18 protein-coding genes are annotated in these 16123 nt (G+C 62.8%); 7 read left to right on the forward strand and 11 right to left on the reverse strand.

The window, feature by feature from the left end:
- Positions 1 to 62: 62 nt before the first annotated feature.
- Positions 63 to 1358 (reverse strand): MFS transporter, encoded by a 1296-nt coding sequence (locus tag X735_RS164505; protein ID WP_023808680.1) that lies wholly within the window; start codon positions 1356 to 1358, stop codon positions 63 to 65.
- A gap of 119 nt (positions 1359 to 1477) precedes the next feature.
- Here X735_RS164505 and X735_RS164500 point away from each other — a divergent pair, with 119 nt between their 5' ends.
- Positions 1478 to 2386 carry a LysR substrate-binding domain-containing protein gene (locus tag X735_RS164500; protein ID WP_023808681.1) on the forward strand — a complete coding sequence of 303 codons (909 nt, stop codon included), beginning with the start codon at positions 1478 to 1480 and terminating at the stop codon, positions 2384 to 2386.
- Between the two features lie 257 nt (positions 2387 to 2643).
- On the opposite strand, the gene der is transcribed toward X735_RS164500, so the two are convergent.
- Positions 2644 to 4077 (reverse strand): ribosome biogenesis GTPase Der, encoded by a 1434-nt coding sequence (gene der / locus X735_RS164495; RefSeq protein WP_023808682.1) that lies wholly within the window; start codon positions 4075 to 4077, stop codon positions 2644 to 2646.
- The gene (locus X735_RS164490) at positions 4074 to 4739 is read right to left on the reverse strand and encodes a tetratricopeptide repeat protein (RefSeq protein ID WP_023808683.1); all 666 of its coding nucleotides are present in this window, start codon (positions 4737 to 4739) and stop codon (positions 4074 to 4076) included. The genes der and X735_RS164490 overlap by 4 nt, the downstream gene beginning before the upstream one ends.
- Positions 4740 to 4953: 214 nt before the next feature.
- On the opposite strand from X735_RS164490, the gene X735_RS164485 reads away from it, so the two are divergent.
- Positions 4954 to 5952: a polysaccharide deacetylase family protein gene (locus X735_RS164485; protein WP_023808684.1), complete on the forward strand. Its 999-nt coding sequence runs from the start codon at positions 4954 to 4956 to the stop codon at positions 5950 to 5952.
- Between the two features lie 33 nt (positions 5953 to 5985).
- On the opposite strand, the gene sbmA is transcribed toward X735_RS164485, so the two are convergent.
- The 3 genes from sbmA to X735_RS164470 all read right to left on the reverse strand — a co-directional run bounded on the left by sbmA (position 5986) and on the right by X735_RS164470 (position 8854).
- Positions 5986 to 7245, reverse strand: coding sequence for a peptide antibiotic transporter SbmA (gene sbmA, locus X735_RS164480; RefSeq protein ID WP_023808685.1), 1260 nt, complete (start codon positions 7243 to 7245; stop codon positions 5986 to 5988).
- Between the two features lie 113 nt (positions 7246 to 7358).
- Positions 7359 to 8519: a YbfB/YjiJ family MFS transporter gene (locus X735_RS164475; protein WP_023808686.1), complete on the reverse strand. Its 1161-nt coding sequence runs from the start codon at positions 8517 to 8519 to the stop codon at positions 7359 to 7361.
- A 113-nt stretch (positions 8520 to 8632) separates the two neighbouring features.
- Complete coding sequence (locus tag X735_RS164470; RefSeq protein WP_023808687.1) at positions 8633 to 8854, reverse strand: hypothetical protein; 222 nt, start codon at positions 8852 to 8854, stop codon at positions 8633 to 8635.
- Positions 8855 to 8948: 94 nt separating this feature from the next.
- On the opposite strand from X735_RS164470, the gene X735_RS164465 reads away from it, so the two are divergent.
- The 3 genes from X735_RS164465 to X735_RS164455 are packed head-to-tail and all read left to right on the forward strand — an operon-like array spanning position 8949 to position 11570.
- Positions 8949 to 9941 (forward strand): LysR substrate-binding domain-containing protein, encoded by a 993-nt coding sequence (locus X735_RS164465; protein WP_023808688.1) that lies wholly within the window; start codon positions 8949 to 8951, stop codon positions 9939 to 9941.
- Positions 9938 to 11194, forward strand: a complete 1257-nt coding sequence (locus X735_RS164460; protein WP_023808689.1) for an aminopeptidase — start codon at positions 9938 to 9940, stop codon at positions 11192 to 11194. Before X735_RS164465 ends, X735_RS164460 begins: the two co-directional genes overlap by 4 nt.
- A 19-nt stretch (positions 11195 to 11213) precedes the next feature.
- Positions 11214 to 11570: a DUF488 domain-containing protein gene (locus tag X735_RS164455; protein WP_023808690.1), complete on the forward strand. Its 357-nt coding sequence runs from the start codon at positions 11214 to 11216 to the stop codon at positions 11568 to 11570.
- Between the two features lie 222 nt (positions 11571 to 11792).
- On the opposite strand, the gene X735_RS164450 is transcribed toward X735_RS164455, so the two are convergent.
- On the reverse strand, positions 11793 to 12140 hold the full coding sequence (locus X735_RS164450; protein ID WP_023808691.1) for an ArsC family reductase: 348 nt from the start codon (positions 12138 to 12140) through the stop codon (positions 11793 to 11795).
- A gap of 158 nt (positions 12141 to 12298) precedes the next feature.
- On the opposite strand from X735_RS164450, the gene X735_RS164445 reads away from it, so the two are divergent.
- On the forward strand, positions 12299 to 12655 hold the full coding sequence (locus X735_RS164445) for a metalloregulator ArsR/SmtB family transcription factor (protein ID WP_023808692.1): 357 nt from the start codon (positions 12299 to 12301) through the stop codon (positions 12653 to 12655).
- Entirely contained in the window at positions 12652 to 13131 is a 480-nt protein-coding gene (locus X735_RS164440) for an SRPBCC family protein (RefSeq protein ID WP_023808693.1), read from the forward strand. The genes X735_RS164445 and X735_RS164440 overlap by 4 nt, the downstream gene beginning before the upstream one ends.
- Before the next feature lie 103 nt (positions 13132 to 13234).
- Here the strand turns inward: X735_RS164440 and X735_RS164435 are convergent, their stop codons facing one another.
- From X735_RS164435 to X735_RS164420, 4 genes are all read right to left on the reverse strand, one after another.
- Positions 13235 to 13588, reverse strand: coding sequence for a nuclear transport factor 2 family protein (locus X735_RS164435; RefSeq protein ID WP_023808694.1), 354 nt, complete (start codon positions 13586 to 13588; stop codon positions 13235 to 13237).
- Between the two features lie 87 nt (positions 13589 to 13675).
- On the reverse strand, positions 13676 to 14311 hold the full coding sequence (locus X735_RS164430; protein ID WP_023808695.1) for a 2'-5' RNA ligase: 636 nt from the start codon (positions 14309 to 14311) through the stop codon (positions 13676 to 13678).
- A 96-nt stretch (positions 14312 to 14407) separates the two neighbouring features.
- Positions 14408 to 15493 carry an ABC transporter ATP-binding protein gene (locus X735_RS164425; protein ID WP_023808696.1) on the reverse strand — a complete coding sequence of 362 codons (1086 nt, stop codon included), beginning with the start codon at positions 15491 to 15493 and terminating at the stop codon, positions 14408 to 14410.
- Positions 15483 to 16091, reverse strand: a complete 609-nt coding sequence (locus X735_RS164420) for a cupin domain-containing protein (protein WP_023808697.1) — start codon at positions 16089 to 16091, stop codon at positions 15483 to 15485. The genes X735_RS164425 and X735_RS164420 overlap by 11 nt, the downstream gene beginning before the upstream one ends.
- Positions 16092 to 16123 lie beyond the last annotated feature (32 nt).

Genomic DNA, 16123 nt, shown 5'->3' on the forward strand with positions numbered 1-16123 from the left:
CGGGTTTTCCCGGTCGGCCCGAGGTCGTGGTTGCGAAGTCAGGCGATTTTGCGGCCGACTATTCAGGCCGGACGCAGGAAGATCGGCCGGGCGATCAGCGCGCAGATGGCGGCCGCCAGCCAGACGCCGGACCAGGACCAGAGGTGCAAGAGCCCCGGAATGGCCACCGGCACCAGAAAGAAGCCGACAAAAACAAAGGTGTTGGCAAGACTGAGCGCGGTCCCGACATGGCTGGCGCCGGCAAGGGTGGCAAGCTCGGTGTATGCGACGCCGTGCCAGGCGGAGACGGAGATGCCTGCGACAATAAGCACGACTGGAAGGACCGCCAAGCAGATGAGCTGGCCGCCCGGAACGGTTGGGCCGAACAGGACCAGCAGCCAAAGCATGGCGAAGGCAAGGGCGCTGAACGCGCTGCACAAGCGAAGAAATTGGCGGCGGTTGCCGTGACGGTCGGTGAAGCGGCCGCTCCAGATGCGCATGACCATGGCGCCGATCTGAACGGCGGCGAGGCTCGCGCTGATCGCCGCCGTTCCCAACCCAACGAAATCGTGCAGGAACACGGAGGCGAAGGTGAGCACGGCCACCTGCGGAAAGCAGAGCAGGCCGATGGCGGTCGCGATACGCCAAACATCGCGGTTGCGCAGCGGCGCCGGTCCGGCCACAGCCGAAGCGAGATGGCCCTCCCCCGCCGTCGGCGGCTCGTGCAGCCAGCGCCAGGCGAACAGGGCAGACAGAGCGGATGCGCCCGCCAGCACCTCGAACACCGCGCCAAAGCCGAAAGCCAGCGCAAGCGAGGGCAGCACGAGCGCGCCAAGGCCGCCGCCGAGCGGCACCGCCGTCTGCCTGATGCTCATTGCGAAGCCGCGCTCGTTTTCCCGGAACCAGCCCATAATGGCGCGGCCGCTCGAACCGTTGACGCTGCCGCCGAGCAGTCCGGTGATGAGCAGGCTCGCGGCGAGCAGCGTGACGCCGGGAGTACCGGCCTTTGTCGGCACAACCAGCATCGCCATGACCAGGAGCCACACCGCCGTCGCGCCGAGCCCGACCAGGAGCACGCGGCGATCGCCCCAGCGATCGGTGAGCAGGCCCCAGGGCAGTTCGCTGAGCGCGACCCCCAGCCCGAGAAGGCCGAGCGCCAGGCCGAGCTCGGCATTGCCCAGGTGATAGCCCTGGCGAAGAACGACCGCCGTCGCCGGGATGCCGGAGAACGTAGCCGAGAAGGCGGCATTGGCGGCGACGCCGATGCCCAGAACCTTCCAGCGATGGCCGGGCTTGAATACCCTTTCGGCGGAACCGGCTGCCGTATCTTCCAGGAGTTCTGACGGCTGCCGGTCGGTGCAATTGACAATGGCGGACATGACTTCATTTCCCGTGCTGGCCAGTGGTCCGGCCTTGACGATCTGTCCCTACCGCCATAATTTCATCCTGAAAATCAGGAAGTTTTGGACATACAATCCTGAAAATCGGGACTTCACACATGCGACGCGTAACTTTCGACCTCGACGTCCTGCGCAGTTTCGTCACCGGTATGGAGCTGGGTAGCTTTGCCAAGGCCGCTGACCGGCTTGGCCGGTCGACGTCGGCGGTCAGCGCGCAATTGAAGAAACTGGAAGAACAGGCAGCGACGCCGATCTTCCGCAAATCAGGACGCGGCCTCGCTTTGACCGAGGCCGGCGAGACCATGCTCGGCTATGCGCGCCGGCTGATCGAATTGAATGACGAGGCGGCATCCGCCATCCATGATGTCGAGTTGGAAGGCTGGGTACGGCTCGGCTTGCAGGAAGATTTCGGCGAGGCGGTGCTGCCGGACGTGCTCGGCCGATTTGCCCGGGCGCACCCCAAGGTGAAGATCGAAGCCAGGATCGCACGCAGCCACGACCTTGCCGAAAGGGTCATGTCAGGCAGTCTCGACATCGCGCTCGCCTGGCACTGCGGCGAAACGCTGCCCTACAGCCAGCATGTCGCCGATGTGCCGATGCGTTGGATCGGGCCGGCAAAGCGCATCGAGACCAGCCTGCGGCACGGCGAGCCGTTGCCGCTGGTGGCGCTCGAAGCGCCATGCCTTCTGCGCACGGTGGCAACCGAAACGCTCGACCGCGCCGGGCTGTCGTGGCGGATGGCCTTTTCCAGCCCGAGCCTTGGCGGCATCTGGGCAGCTGTGGCGGCGGGACTGGGGCTGACGATCCGCACCGACATCGGCCTGCCGGCCAGCGTCAGCGCAATGACGCCGGAGATCGCCGGGCTGCCGGCATTGCCCAAAATGGCGTTGGTGCTGCACCAGAAGGATGCTGAACTGGATCCGGTGGCAGCGCGGCTGGCCGACATATTGTTGCAGGCGGCGTTGCAGGCGCTGCCACGGGACGAGCGGTTGAAGGAGGTCGCTTAGACAGCCGGAACAGGTATCCAGCGTCGCGTTCCTTCACACCCCCCACTCTGGCCTGCCGGACATCTCTCCCGCAAGGGGGAGATTGGATGTCGCGAGTGCTCTCGCGAATCTTCAACGTTGCAAGAAAGGCGCCGTCAGAACGAACTGCTGATCTCCCTGCTTGCGGGGGAGATGGCCGGCAGGCCAGAGGGGAGTGCTGTCCCGCCAACGTTGCGGAGAATTCCCGCGAGCAAAGGGGCTCATTCGAGCCCGACCGCTTATTTGCGCTTGTTGGACCTGCCGGCGAATGGATTGTCCGACGTGCGCAGCGCGATGCGGATCGGTACGCCGGGCATGTCGAAGGCTTCGCGCAGGCTGTTGGAGAGATAGCGGACATAGGATTGCGGCATCGCATCGGGCCGCGAGCACTGGACAACGAAACCCGGCGGCCGGGTCTTGGCCTGGGTGACGTATTTGACCTTCAGCCGGCGCCCGGCCACGGCAGGCGGCGGATGGTGTGCCAGGATGCCTTCCAGCCAACGGTTGAGCTTGCCGGTCGAGACGCGGCTGTTCCACACCTTGTGCGTCCTGATGACGGCATCCATCAGCTTGTCGAGGCCGCGCCCGGTCTCGCCGGAGACAGGTACGGCCTGGAGGCCGCGCGCCTGGGGAAGAAGCCGTTCCGTCTTCTCGCGCAGTTCGGCCAGAAGCTCCTGGGGATGGTCGATCAGATCCCATTTGTTGAAGGCGATCACCGGCGCCCGGCCTTCCCTGATGATCAGGTCGGCGATCTGCAGATCCTGCTTCTCGAAGGGGATGGTGGCGTCGAGGACGATGATGACGATCTCGGCAAACCGGATGGCGCGCAGACCGTCCTGCACCGACATCACTTCCAGCTTTTCGTGGATCCTGGCCTTGCGGCGCATGCCGGCCGTGTCGAACAGTTTCAGGCGGCGGCCATGCCAATCCCAATCGACCGAGATCGAATCACGGGTGATGCCGGCTTCCGGTCCGGTGAGCAGCCGCTCTTCACCGATCAGCGCGTTGATCAGCGTCGACTTGCCGGCATTGGGGCGGCCGACGACGGCAATGCGCATCGGTTTGGTGTCGTCATAGGCGTGCTCGGCATCCGGATCGGCGATATCCTCGCCGATCAGCACCTCGCCGGCAGCGACGTCTTCGTCTTCGCCATCTTCTTCTTCGCCGAAGGCGCGCGCTTCGCCGAGCGCGCCGATCACGGCGTCGCGCAAATCGGGCATGCCCTGGCCATGCTCGGCCGAAACCGGGATCGGCTCGCCAAGGCCGAGCTCCCAGGCTTCCAGCATGCCGCCCTGGGCGCCCTTCGCCTCGGCCTTGTTGGCGACCAGCACGACCGGCTTGCCGGACTTGCGCACGATCTCGGCGAAGGTCCTGTCGTCAGGCAACAGGCCGGACTTGGCGTCGATGGTGAAGAAGATCAGGTCGGCTTCGCGGATGGCGATCTCGGTCTGCGCACGCATGCGGCCGGGCAAGGTCGAGGCGCCAGCGTCCTCGAAGCCGGCGGTGTCGATGACATCGAAATGCAGGTCGTAGAGCTTGGCGGCATGGACGCGACGGTCGCGGGTGACGCCCGGCGTGTCGTCGACGAGCGCCAGCTTCCTTCCCACCAGCCGATTGAAAAGAGTCGATTTGCCGACGTTAGGTCTGCCGATGATGGCGACTTTGAAGGTCACGACGCACTGCCCGACCCGCGGATCAGCTCGGACATCAATGTTGCGCGCTCGCGGGTGTTGCGCGGGGCGCCGTCATCGGCGGCGATCTGGTCGAACAGTTTCAGCGCATCCTGCGTCTTGCCTTCCTTCCAGGCGGAAAGGCCGAGTGCCTCGCGCGCCGTGTGGCGCAGCGTGTTGGTGTCGGATGTGAGCGCTTCGACACGGCTGGAGACGTCGGCAAAGGAGCCGTGGTCGACAAGCAGCAGTGCTGCCCGCAGGCGCGCCATGTCGCGAATGCCCTGGGGAATGGCCGTATCGGCGGCGACTTCGTCGAAATCCTTGACGGCGGCGGGGACGTCACCCTTGTTCGCCTTGACGGTCGCGCCGCGCATGCGGGCGAGCAATGGATAAGCGCCGTAGCCATCCTTCTCCAACTGATCGAGCGCGGTCAGCGCCTCATCGTTCTTGCCGTCATTGGCGAGCTTCAGCGCCTGCGAGAACGCATCGCCCGAGCGGTTGGCGCGCGTCTCGTCCCAATAGCGGTAGCCGACGAAGGCGGCGGTGCCGAGCACCACGAGGATCGCAACGACAATCAGAGCGGGGCCAAAACGGTCCCACAGCGCCTGCGCCTGTTCGCGACGGATCTCGTCGTTGACTTCACGGATGAAACTGTCGTCGGACATCAAATCAAACCATTCCTGCCCCGTCGGGCCTTTGTCAGCCCGCGTTTTAGCGAAATTTTGCCGGCATGGAAGGGGTTCAACCGGAAAATCGCCTATTGTCCGGGGCAAACGGATGTTTGCCCCGGACAAGCAGCCGAAAAGGCTCATCGCACCCACGCCACATTTAGGCGATAGCCGGCTTGCAGACGTTCCCCGAGTGAAGATCAGATTGCCTATGCTTCGTCCGTTCCGCGTTGTTGCGTTTTCGCTTGCCGCGCTCACCACTGGTGGCGGGGCTTTGGCCGATCCGCCGGTGCCGGCAAAGCCGAAACAGGTCGTCATCATCTCATTCGACAGCGCCCGCGATATTTCGCAATGGAAACGCAGCCGGGCATTGGCTGAGCGCACCGGCGCGCATTTCACCTATTTTCTGTCCTGCGTCTTCCTGCTGTCGACGGAGACGCGCAAGGAGTACACCGCACCCGGCAAAAGCGCCGGCAAATCCAACATCGGCTTTGCCGCCTCCAAGCAGGAAGTCACCGAGCGGCTCGAACAGATCGGCCTTGCCGCGCATGAAGGCCACGACATCGCCAGCCATGGCTGCGGCCATTTCGACGGCAAGGACTGGAGCAAGGCGGACTGGCTGAAAGAGTTCAGTTCGTTCGAGCACATTCTCGAAAACGCCTATGCGATCAACGGCATTGCACCCGAACCACAGGGCTGGCGCGATTTCGCGCGGCATGCGGTGGTCGGCTTTCGCGCGCCGTACCTGTCGACCAGCAAGGCGCTTTACGAAGCGCTGCCGGCGGCCGGATATCAATTCGATGCCAGCGGCGTCTCGCAAGGCCCTGCCCGACCGACGGCCAGCAACGGCATCATGCACTTTTCCCTGCCTCAGATTCCCGAAGGACCGAAGTCGCGGCCGGTGATTGCCATGGACTACAATCTCTATGTCAGGCATTCCGGCGGCTTCGAGCGGCCAAGCCAAGCGGGCGAGTTCGCCAACCGGACCTATGCTGCCTTCCGCGCCGCCTTCGACAGGCAGTATGCGGGAAAACGCATTCCGCTGGAACTCGGCTTCCACTTCGCGCTGATGAATGACGGCGCCTACTGGAACGCGCTGGAGCGCTTTGCCGGCGACGTCTGCGTCAAGGCGGATGTCGAATGCATCAGTTTTCGCGACTATGTTTCGCGCCAGGATGCTGGCCAAAGGCAGGTCTCGGTCGGCGGCTGAGCCGCCAACCCGGTTCGATTTCCAACTCGGTCTTTAGGCTGGGTCCTCGGCGCCCTGCCTTGCCAGATAGCGCTGGTCGATTTCAGGCAGCGGCTCGCCTTGGAGCGTCGCCTCGAAGGCGCGCAGGCGCTTGTGGACCGATTGCAACTCGACGATGGTCGACCAGGAGGTGAGCAGAAATTGCAGCGAACCGGTCACCTTGCCGAACGCGTTCGAAATCTGATTCAGCGCGCCGAACGTTATCTTGTGCGCCACCAGCGAGGGACCGAGGATCAGCAGCGAGAAAATGTTGTCGGCCTGCAGGTAGGTGTAACGGACGACGTTGAAATAGATGTAGTGAAAATAGAGCCTGAAATAATTGTGACGAACATTCTCGAACAGCTCGGCGGTGGTGGCCGGCTGGGCCCGGTCCGCATGATCCTCGCCGTAGACGAGTTCCTTGCGGTAGGCGGCTTCGACACGCTGGTTGCGGAACTGCAGCCCTGGAAGCTTCAGACCGGCAACCATGACCGAGATCGTCCCGAACAGACACCAGGCAAGGGCCGCGACAACCAATGGCTGCGGGATCGCGCCGATAATCGGCAACTCGGTGATATGGGCCTGCAACTGGATCATGACCGGCAGGAATGCGATCAACGTCATGATCGACTGGACGAAGCTGGAGCCGAGATCTTCCATGATCTGCGAGAACCGCATCGTGTCTTCCTGGATACGCTGCGAGGCACCCTCGATATGGCGCAGCCTGCCCCAGTTCTCGACGAAGTAGTTGTTCATCGCCGTGCGCCAACGGAAGATCCAGTGACTGACGATGAAGGCATTGACCACCTGCACATTCATGCCGACCAGCGCCAGCCACGAAAAATCGGCCAATCCGATATAAAATTCGCTGTTGGTAGACTTTCCAGTCCCCGACATCAGGCCCTGCACATAGTCGAAGAAAGGCCCATACCAGGCGTTGACGGCGACACTGACCTGCACATTGAAATAGATGAAGAACAGAATGACCGCGGTCATCAGGATCGACCAGCGCTGCCATGGATGCGGCGAATACCAACTCCAGAATGCATAGAAGACGAGCACGCAGAACGCGAAATAGAGATAGAACCAGAGGAACGGCTTCGATACGAGGATGGCGATGCCGATGAGGGGCGGCGCGCCGGCCGCGGCGGGCGGCAATCCGAAAACCGCACCCAATTGTTCACCACCGAAGAACCAGAACAGGATCGCCGCAAGGCTCCAGACGGCGGCCGAAGTGAAAAAGAGCTTCGGCTGCGGGAAAAAGGATACGAACACTGTGGCGAATTCCTCGATCTAGGCGCAAATCAGCTGACGACAGCGGGCATAAAGTCACACATTAGTGGGAAAGAAAATGCCCGTGCCCGATGCCCGGCACAGCAAGCCCACAATCATGGCGATTTTGGCGCAGCCGACCATGTGATGGCGCCGGAGACGACCAGCATGGTTGCGGCGGTGATCGAGGCGAGGAAGAAATCGCCGGACATTTGCGCCAGAAATCCGGCTGCGACCGGACCGATGATCTGGCCAAGGCCGAACGCAGCCGTCATCAGGGCAAAGATCCGCCGCGGCGCCTCTGGCGCCTGCTGCCGGGCGGCTTGCAGGCCAAATGCGGTGATGGCAATGAAGGTGCCGCCGAGCAGCACGCCGGCAAGCAGCGGCCCGGTGGCTCCGCCGATGGCGACGCTGGCGGTGACGCCGGCAACTTCGATGAAGCACGCCAGCGCATAGGCGGCATAGAGGCCGGTCCGGGCCGCGATCTTCTGCCAGAGCCAGACGGAGGGAAAGCCCGCAAGACCGGCGACCATCCACACCATGGCCTCGAAGATGCGGCTGCCGCCGCCTTGCCGAACGATGGCGACCAGGAATGTCGCCGTCACCACATAGCCAAAGCCGAACAGGCCGTAGGCGATGATGACCTTGACCAACGACCGGTCCATCCGCAGTGCCGGCTCGCGGGTGACTTCGCCGTTGCCGAGCGGACCCTCATTGACCAACAGAGTGACGAGGACGAAACCACAGGCCGAAATCGTCGCCGACCACAGCCAGCCTGCCGCCCAGCCCGAATGCTCGGCGACCAGCACCGCCATCATCGCCGCCGATGCCGCTATGCCGAGCCCGACGCCGCCGAAATGCCAGGCCTGCAGGTCGTTGCGGCCGGCAGCCGCGATATGGCTGAACACGATGCTGGCCATGAACACCATGACGAAGGCGCTGGCCAGACCGGCCAGAAAGCGGATGGCGAGAAAGGCCGCCATCGCTTCGGTCAGCCCCATCAGCGCGGCAAGGACCGCACTGGCGCCAAGCCCCGCCAGCATCAGCAGGCGCTCGCGCCCATGCGCCCAGCCGCCCGCCGCTGCCAACGCGCCGACGAGGTAGCCGAGATAATTGGCCGACGCGATCCAGCCGGCATCGGCAGGCGACAGATGCAGTTCCTGCATCATCCCGGGCAGGATCGGCGTGTAGACGAAACGGCCGATGCCCATGGCAATCGCCATGGCAATCATGCCGGCGAGAGCGAAACGCAGCGCTGTCGAGGTGGCTGATGTCATTGCACTGCACAATAAGTGCAGGGATCGCTGAAACAATCGCCATCTGTTGGGCCAGTGCGTACGCGGGACGTGCTCGCCTCGACTTTCCTCGAGCCGGAACGCTTGGCACCTGCTCAGCAGCGACCGCCGCCGCATAGTGAAACCGTCTCGTGCACTGTCCGCCGTGCCGTCAGCCTGAACGGCACATCGCCCAGTTCGCGCTCCGACATGGTGTTCAGCACCGGATGCGAAAGCGGATCGATCAGCCATCTCTGCGTTTCGCTGTCCTGGCGCGGCTCATGCGAAGTAGTCGCAGCGAAAAAGACCTTTAGCGATGACGACAATATCCTCAGCATTTCCGGCTCCACAGATCTGTCTCTCCCGAGAAAATCTGCCGTTTCGACATGCCTTTCAATTGAGATTTCAGCCGGATCAGTTTAGAAAAACTCAATGGCCATGCTCAACCGCGTCCATCTCAACGGCCTCCGCGCCGTCGAAACCGTTGCCCGTCTCGGATCGCTGGCGGCGGCGGCCGGTGAGCTCAACGTTTCCGTCAGCGCCGTCAGCCAACAGATCAGCCGTACCGAAAAACAGCTCGGCCAGGCGCTGTTCGAGCGAACGGCGAGCGGTCTGGTGCTGACCGAATTCGGCGCCGTCTTCGCGGCCCGCCTTGGTGCTGGATTTCGTGAGCTTTCACAGGCCGTGGCGCTGGCCGACGAGGCGACGCAATGCACATTGGTGGTTTCGGTGGCGCCGGCCTTTGCCTCGAAGTGGCTGTTGCCCAGGCTATCTCGCCACTTCGACCGGCATCCCAACGTGCTGCTGCGCATCGACGCTTCGGTGCGGCTGGCCAATCTCGATCACTCGGACATCGACATCGCCATCCGGCTCGGCGACGGCAAATGGCCTGGCGGGCGGGCGGAACTGCTCTTGGCGCAGGAAGTCTTCCCGGTCTGCGCGCCGGCGATCGCCCAAAAACTGAAGTCGATCGAGGACCTTGCCCAGACCTGCGCGATCACCGACGAGCGAGCGATGATCAACTGGGAAAGCTGGTTCGAGACAGCCGGCGTTCCACCCGTCACCTTCCTGAAGGGCGCGCGTTTCACAGACCCGATGCTGTGCCTGGAATCGGCAATCGCCGGCCACGGCGTGATGCTGGGCTGGCAATTGCTCGCCGCCGATGCGCTGGCCGATGGGCGGCTGGTGGCGCCGTTCGGAATCCGCGCCCAGAGCGGGCTCGGCTATTGGCTGGTGACCTCGTCCGTCAAGGCGGAAAGCCGCAAGGTCCGGGATTTCAAGCTCTGGATCAGGGAAGAGATCGAGGCAACCATGGCGCGGTTCGGGTCCGCAAACCCAGCACCCGCCGGCGCGATCGCGGTGGAAAGCACCGCGCCGCCGCTCTATGGTAGGTCGGACATCAAACTACGACAGGCAGGATCATGACCACACATTCGCGCGGCGTTTCCGCATCGATCGACCCGGTGAAGCTCGACAGGCTGGCGGAAGTCGCCATCAAGGTCGGGCTGCAATTGCAGCCAGGACAGGATCTGGTGCTGACCTCATCGATCGCGGCACTGCCGTTGACCAGGCGGATCGTCGAGCATGCCTACAAGGCCGGCGCCGGGCTGGTGACGCCGATCTTCAACGATGACGAGATGACGCTGGCCCGCTACCGTTTCGGCGCCGACGCGAGCTTCGACCGCGCCGCCGGCTGGCTTTATGAGGGCATGGCGAAAGCCTTTGCCAACAATGCGGCGCGGCTTGCCGTGCGCGGCGAGGATCCGTCGCTGTTGTCGGCACAGGACCCGGCGAAAGTGGCGCGCGCCAACAAGGCGAATTCGATGGCCTACCAGCCGGCGCTGGAAAAGATCACCGGCTTCGACATCAACTGGAACATCGTCGCCTATCCGGACCTCGCCTGGGCCAGACAGGTCTTCCCCGGCGATGCCGACGACGTTGCCGTGGTGAAGCTTGCCGATGCCATCTTCGCCGCCTCGCGGGTCGATGTGGAGGACCCGATCGGCAACTGGAAAGCGCACAACGCAGCGCTGCGCAGCCGCACCGAATGGCTCAACGGCCATAATTTCCATGCGCTGCATTTCACCGGGCCAGGCACCGACCTGACCGTTGGGCTGGCGGACGGCCATGAATGGATGGGCGGCGCCTCGACCGCCAAGAACGGCATCACCTGCAACCCCAACATCCCGACCGAGGAGGTCTTCACCACGCCGCACGCAAGGCGGGTCGAGGGTCATGTTTCCTCGACCAAGCCGCTGTCCTACCAGGGCACGCTGATCGACGACATTTCGGTGCGTTTCGAAGAAGGCAGGATCGTCGAGGCCAAGGCATCGAAGGGCGAGGACGTGCTGAAGAAGGTGCTCGATACGGATGAGGGCGCGCGCCGCCTCGGCGAGGTGGCGCTGGTGCCACATTCCTCGCCGATCTCGGCGAGCGGGCTGTTGTTCTTCAACACGCTGTTCGATGAGAACGCCGCCTGCCACATCGCGCTCGGCCAGTGCTATTCGAAGTGCTTCGTCGACGGCGCCTCGCTCAGCCAGGACGAGATCGCGGCGCGCGGCGGCAACAAGAGTTTAATCCACATCGACTGGATGATCGGCTCGGACAAGATCGACATCGATGGCGTTCACAAGGACGGCGCCCGCGTGCCCGTCATGCGCAAGGGCGAGTGGGCCTGACCCGCTTACGGAGGGTCCGATGGCCTTCGACCTAGCGGTCAAGCGTATCTACGAGCCACCCGCGCCCGATGACGGGCAACGGGTTCTGGTCGACCGAATCTGGCCACGCGGCGTCAGCAAGGAGGACGCCGCGCTGGCGCTGTGGCTGAAGGACATCGCGCCGAGCGACGATCTGCGCAAATGGTTCGGCCATGAGGCGGCGCGCTGGGCTGAGTTTCAGAAGCAGTACCGAGTTGAGTTGGACGGGAATGAATATGCGGTGGGTGAATTGCGCGGCCTGCTTCGCCACGGCAAGGTGACACTGCTCTACGGCGCGCATGATGAGAAGCACAACAATGCGGTGGCGCTGGCGGCATTTCTCAGAAAGACGGATTGAAGGGCGCCCACAATCTGTAAGGTCGGCGATTGGCCAATCTCCCCCCTTGCGGGGGAGATGCCCGGCAGGGCAGAGGGGGGTGCTGTCCCGCCGACCTGTCAGCCAATCACCGGCCAAATTCTGAGACGAACAGTCAAAGGGTGGCGATCCTTCACACCCCCCTCTGGCCTGCCGGCCATCCCCCGCAAGGGGGGAGATTGGCAGCGTCGCCTTCTCGCTACGCTACTTCACCGCCGCCTGATAAACATCAGCCTTGAACCCCACCAGAATCCGATCACCGACCTCCAGCACCGGCCGCTTGATCACGGTCGGCTTGGCCAGCATCAACGCCTTGGCCTTCTTTTCATCCAGGCCCTGCTTGTCCTTTTCCGCCAGTTCGCGAAACGTCGTACTCGCCTTGTTGAGCAGCTTTTCCCAGCCGACCTTGCCAACCCAGCCGTCAAGACGCTTGGCGTCCAGCCCCTCTGCCCTGAAATCGTGAAAACGGTAGGAAACATCATGGCCCTCCAGCCAGACGCGCGCCTTCTTGACGGTGTCGCAGGTGGTGATGCCGTAGATGATGATCGTCAAAACAGCGGCCCTTCCGATTTCGAATCTGACCGCAGATTAAGGAGCTCTGCGCGCTTTGCCAGCGGTCGCACCGGTGTCCCAGTGTTTTTGGGCTTGTCAACACTAAGGAATTTTCCTAAGTATTTTTGAGCCGCTTTCGACGACACCCGGGATGACCAATGACAAGCCTTCAGACCACAACTCCGAGCCGTCCACCGATCGACGGCATCTTTCGCGCACTGTCCGATCCGACGCGGCGACGCGTGGTGGAGCGGCTGAACCGCAGCCCTGCCTCGGTCAGCGAGCTTGCCCAACCGTTCGACATGGCCCTGCCCTCCTTCATCGAACATCTCAAAATCCTCGAAGGTTGCGGGCTGGTGCGCTCGCAAAAGACCGGCCGGGTCAGGACCTATCAACTGGCACCCGAGCCGCTGAAGCTTGCCGAAAACTGGCTGGCCGAACAGCGCACGCTGTGGGAGCGCCGCCTCGACCAGTTCGACGCCTATGTGATGACCCTCCAGGAGACAGAAAAATGATCTATCCCCTCAAGCCGGATCCCAGGCTGGACCTCGTGCTGGAGCGCGTCATCGATGCGCCGCGCGAATTGCTGTGGCGCGCCTTGACGACGCCTGAGCATGTCAAGCAATGGTTCACGCCTAGGCCTTGGATGATCACCGACTGCGAGATCGACCTCAGGCCGGGCGGTCTGTTCCGGACGCGCATGCAGTCGCCCGACGGCAATGAGGTCAACGACCGCCATTGCTGCTATCTCGAAATCGTGCCGAACGAGCGGCTGGTGTGGACGGATGCATTGTTGCCGGGTTACCGGCCGTCAGGGGAACCCTTCATCACCGCTGTCATTTCCTTGCAGCCGGACGGCAAGGGCACGCGCTACACCGCCACCGCCATCCATGGCGACGAGGCGACCCGCAACAACCATGAAGAGATGGGTTTCTTCGACGGCTGGGGCACGGTGGCCGATCAGCTTGCGCAGTACGTGAAGACCATTTGAGCCTCTCACATGGCGGCCTGGGACATCGTCCCGGCCGCCATGCTTATTTTTCAACCTTCAGCGACGAGACCGAGCTCCCGCAAGCCGATGGTATTTCACGGCCTCAATAATAGAAGCGCTCTTCGGTGATCTTGCCGTTTTTGACCGTGTAGAGGCCAACTTCATCCATGGTGACACGCTCGCCGGTAGCCTTGGGCGTTATGTCGAACTTGAAGCGCACCGCGAACTGGTCTCCGTTGACGTAGGGGCCCTCGACCGAGCCGCCATGCACTTCATTGTTCTCCTGCCACCATTGGCCCTTCTGCCTGAGCGCCTCCTTGCCATGGGAGATGGCCATCGGCCCCGCCATGGCTTCGAGACTGATTATATCATCGGCGTTGTACTTCTCGGCAGCAGCTTCGTTATCGCCCTGCTTGAGCAGCTCGGTGAAATCCTTGGCAATTTCCGCGATGGTCATTTGTATTCCTCGTGTCAGACGCACTGCAAATGGGGAACAGCTTGCTGGCCTGCCATCGTCGGAACGTGCGGTAGCTGACAATCCGTGTCAGGACGGATCGCCCAGCTTGCGAACTATGATGCCACATGGCAAAGGCCAACGATCCAGGAAGAGGTATTTTGTCAGGCCGCGCAGGCTGTGAACAAAGATGAAGTCATGGGCAACGAAGCTGATCGGTTCGATGGGCTGCCGAGAGATGAACTTTTGATCGTAGGCAAGTGTCAGATGCGGAACGAAATGATCCGACGCTTTGAGCCCATTCCTGAGCATCTCGACACCAAGCAATTTGTGAAGTTCAAAAACCGGTCCATCATCGGCGAGAAGCACAAATGGGCGATGAGGTGGCCTGCCCCTTGTTGCCGGGCGACCGGGAAAGCTGCCGACGTGGCCAAACGTGACCTCGAAAGCAGGCATGTGGACACGCTGACCCGATCTAGATCCCGCAAAGACGGTCCTGGACCGTAACCGCTTGTAGTCGCCGGCATGTTGCAGGCTCGGATGGAACCGTTCAACCGACAGCAGCGATTCACCGACTTCATGTCGATGACAAAGCTGGGTCTGCAGATTGGCGAATGAACCATAGTCCTTCGGCTGCAAGAACAACCCGAAGAAGGCACGATCCGGCCGCTTCGGTTGCCACGGAGGCTCTGGTATGCCGAAATCGAATTCACCTTGCCGATACATACTCATACGCCCGGCGAAGAACGCTCCTGTTTCTCGTCTACGATTAGAACAAAACAGGAACAACTCTTGGAGTCAAGCGTGAATTTGGTCGATGAACTAACCTGGCAGCACCGGGCAATTGGCGCCACGGCGCAGGCTGATATGCGCCACGTCGCCGACCTGGAATTGAAAACCCTCGGCCTGGCGCGGCGCGTCTATGACAACAGGTGCCCCCCGCCCGAGTTCAGCGTGCAGACGCAACGTGCGGCCGTGAAAGACGATGCTGTTGACGCGTGCCGGCGCTGTGCCGGGCGCGGCCTCGGTCATCGCCAGGAGATCTTCCGGCCGCACGCCGACGGTGTGCATGGCATCCTCGGCGAGAGCTTCGCCGGTTTCAGAAATGGCCTCCAGCGGCAGGGCGCCGGCGGCGAAGCGCAGGCGATCGCCGTCTCGGCCAACGAAGCGCGACTGCAGGAGATTCATGGTGCCGATGAAGCTCGCCACAAACTTCGTGGCGGGCCGGTCATAAAGTGTGGCCGGCGGCGCAATCTGCTCGATGCGGCCCTTGTTCATGACGACGATGCGGTCGGAGATCGACAGCGCTTCGGTCTGGTCGTGGGTGACCATGACGAAGGTGGTGCCGAGCCGCGACTGCAGCCGCTTCAGTTCAACCTGCATCTGTTCGCGCAGATGCGCATCGAGCGCCGACAACGGCTCGTCGAGCAGTAGCACGCGTGGTTCGCAGACGATGGCACGCGCCAGTGCGACACGCTGGCGCTGGCCGCCCGACAGTTCGGAGACGCGGGCGCCAAGCTTGTCCGCGAGGCCGACCATGTCAAGGGCTTCGCCGGCGCGCTTTGCCTGTTCGGCTCCAGACAGTTTGCGCAGCGATAGGCCAAAGCCGACATTTTCGGCGACATTCATGTGCGGGAACAGTGCGTAATCCTGGAACACGGTGTTGACCGGCCGGTCGAACGGCCGAAGGGCCGTGATATCGCGACCATCGAGCAACACCTTGCCGCTCGACGGGCTTTCGAAACCGGCGATGACGCGCAGGCTGGTGGTCTTGCCGCAACCCGACGGCCCGAGCAGCGTGACAAACTCGCCGCTGATAATGTCGAGATCGACGGCGTCGAGCCCGACGATGCCGCCAGGAAAAATCTTCGAGACCGCCTGTAGCCGCACAAGTGGATCAGGCGCCATCGCGAACCTCGGATGGCTTCGTGGTGTTGACCCAGAGGATATGGCAACGCTCGGCGCCTGGATTGCGGAAGGCATGCAAAAGCGTGCTCTTGAACGCAAAACTGTCGCCGGTCTTCAGCACGTAATTTGTCGAATCAACCACCAGTTCGACCTCGCCGGCCAGCACGAAGCCGAATTCATGACCGGCATGCGCATAGGCCTCCGCGGTGCCGCCGCCGGCTTCCACCGTCACCAGCATGCCGGTCAGCGTCGCGCCCGGCGGCGACAGCAGCGCCTTGGCAATGCCTTCCGACTTGACCGGGATTTGCCGTCGCTTGTCGGCACGCACGCAATAGAGATCGTTGACGGCATCGTTGCCGTCGGCGATCAGCGCCGACGGCTCGATGTCGAGGGCGGCGGCGAGCGGCCAGATCACCTTGACGCGCAGCGAGGACATGCCGCGTTCGATCTGGCTCAACGCACCGATCGACACGCCGGCTTTTGCCGCAAGATCGGCCAGCGACAGGTTGCGCTCCAGCCGCAGCGCCCGCACGCGCCGGCCGACCCGCACATCGGCATCGTCCTTCGGCTTCTCAGCAGCTTCGTCCAGTATGTCCATCAATTCCCGACCTCGTTTGCAGTGTCTCGGGT

This window comes from Mesorhizobium sp. L2C084A000 (assembly GCF_000502875.1).
In the GTDB taxonomy this organism is placed as follows: Bacteria; Pseudomonadota; Alphaproteobacteria; order Rhizobiales; family Rhizobiaceae; genus Mesorhizobium.

Bases quoted from the DNA above. Each gene is read 5' to 3' on its own strand.
- X735_RS164505 (WP_023808680.1), bottom strand. From the start codon at position 1,358: ATGTCCGCCATTGTCAATTGCACCGACCGGCAGCCGTCAGAACTCCTG.
- X735_RS164500 (WP_023808681.1), top strand. From the start codon at position 1,478: ATGCGACGCGTAACTTTCGACCTCGACGTCCTGCGCAGTTTCGTCACC.
- X735_RS164490 (WP_023808683.1), bottom strand. From the start codon at position 4,739: ATGTCCGACGACAGTTTCATCCGTGAAGTCAACGACGAGATCCGTCGC.
- X735_RS164485 (WP_023808684.1), top strand. From the start codon at position 4,954: ATGCTTCGTCCGTTCCGCGTTGTTGCGTTTTCGCTTGCCGCGCTCACC.
- X735_RS164475 (WP_023808686.1), bottom strand. From the start codon at position 8,519: ATGACATCAGCCACCTCGACAGCGCTGCGTTTCGCTCTCGCCGGCATG.
- X735_RS164470 (WP_023808687.1), bottom strand. From the start codon at position 8,854: ATGCTGAGGATATTGTCGTCATCGCTAAAGGTCTTTTTCGCTGCGACT.
- X735_RS164465 (WP_023808688.1), top strand. From the start codon at position 8,949: ATGGCCATGCTCAACCGCGTCCATCTCAACGGCCTCCGCGCCGTCGAA.
- X735_RS164460 (WP_023808689.1), top strand. From the start codon at position 9,938: ATGACCACACATTCGCGCGGCGTTTCCGCATCGATCGACCCGGTGAAG.
- X735_RS164455 (WP_023808690.1), top strand. From the start codon at position 11,214: ATGGCCTTCGACCTAGCGGTCAAGCGTATCTACGAGCCACCCGCGCCC.
- X735_RS164445 (WP_023808692.1), top strand. From the start codon at position 12,299: ATGACAAGCCTTCAGACCACAACTCCGAGCCGTCCACCGATCGACGGC.
- X735_RS164440 (WP_023808693.1), top strand. From the start codon at position 12,652: ATGATCTATCCCCTCAAGCCGGATCCCAGGCTGGACCTCGTGCTGGAG.
- X735_RS164435 (WP_023808694.1), bottom strand. From the start codon at position 13,588: ATGACCATCGCGGAAATTGCCAAGGATTTCACCGAGCTGCTCAAGCAG.
- X735_RS164430 (WP_023808695.1), bottom strand. From the start codon at position 14,311: ATGTATCGGCAAGGTGAATTCGATTTCGGCATACCAGAGCCTCCGTGG.
- X735_RS164425 (WP_023808696.1), bottom strand. From the start codon at position 15,493: ATGGCGCCTGATCCACTTGTGCGGCTACAGGCGGTCTCGAAGATTTTT.
- X735_RS164420 (WP_023808697.1), bottom strand. From the start codon at position 16,091: ATGGACATACTGGACGAAGCTGCTGAGAAGCCGAAGGACGATGCCGAT.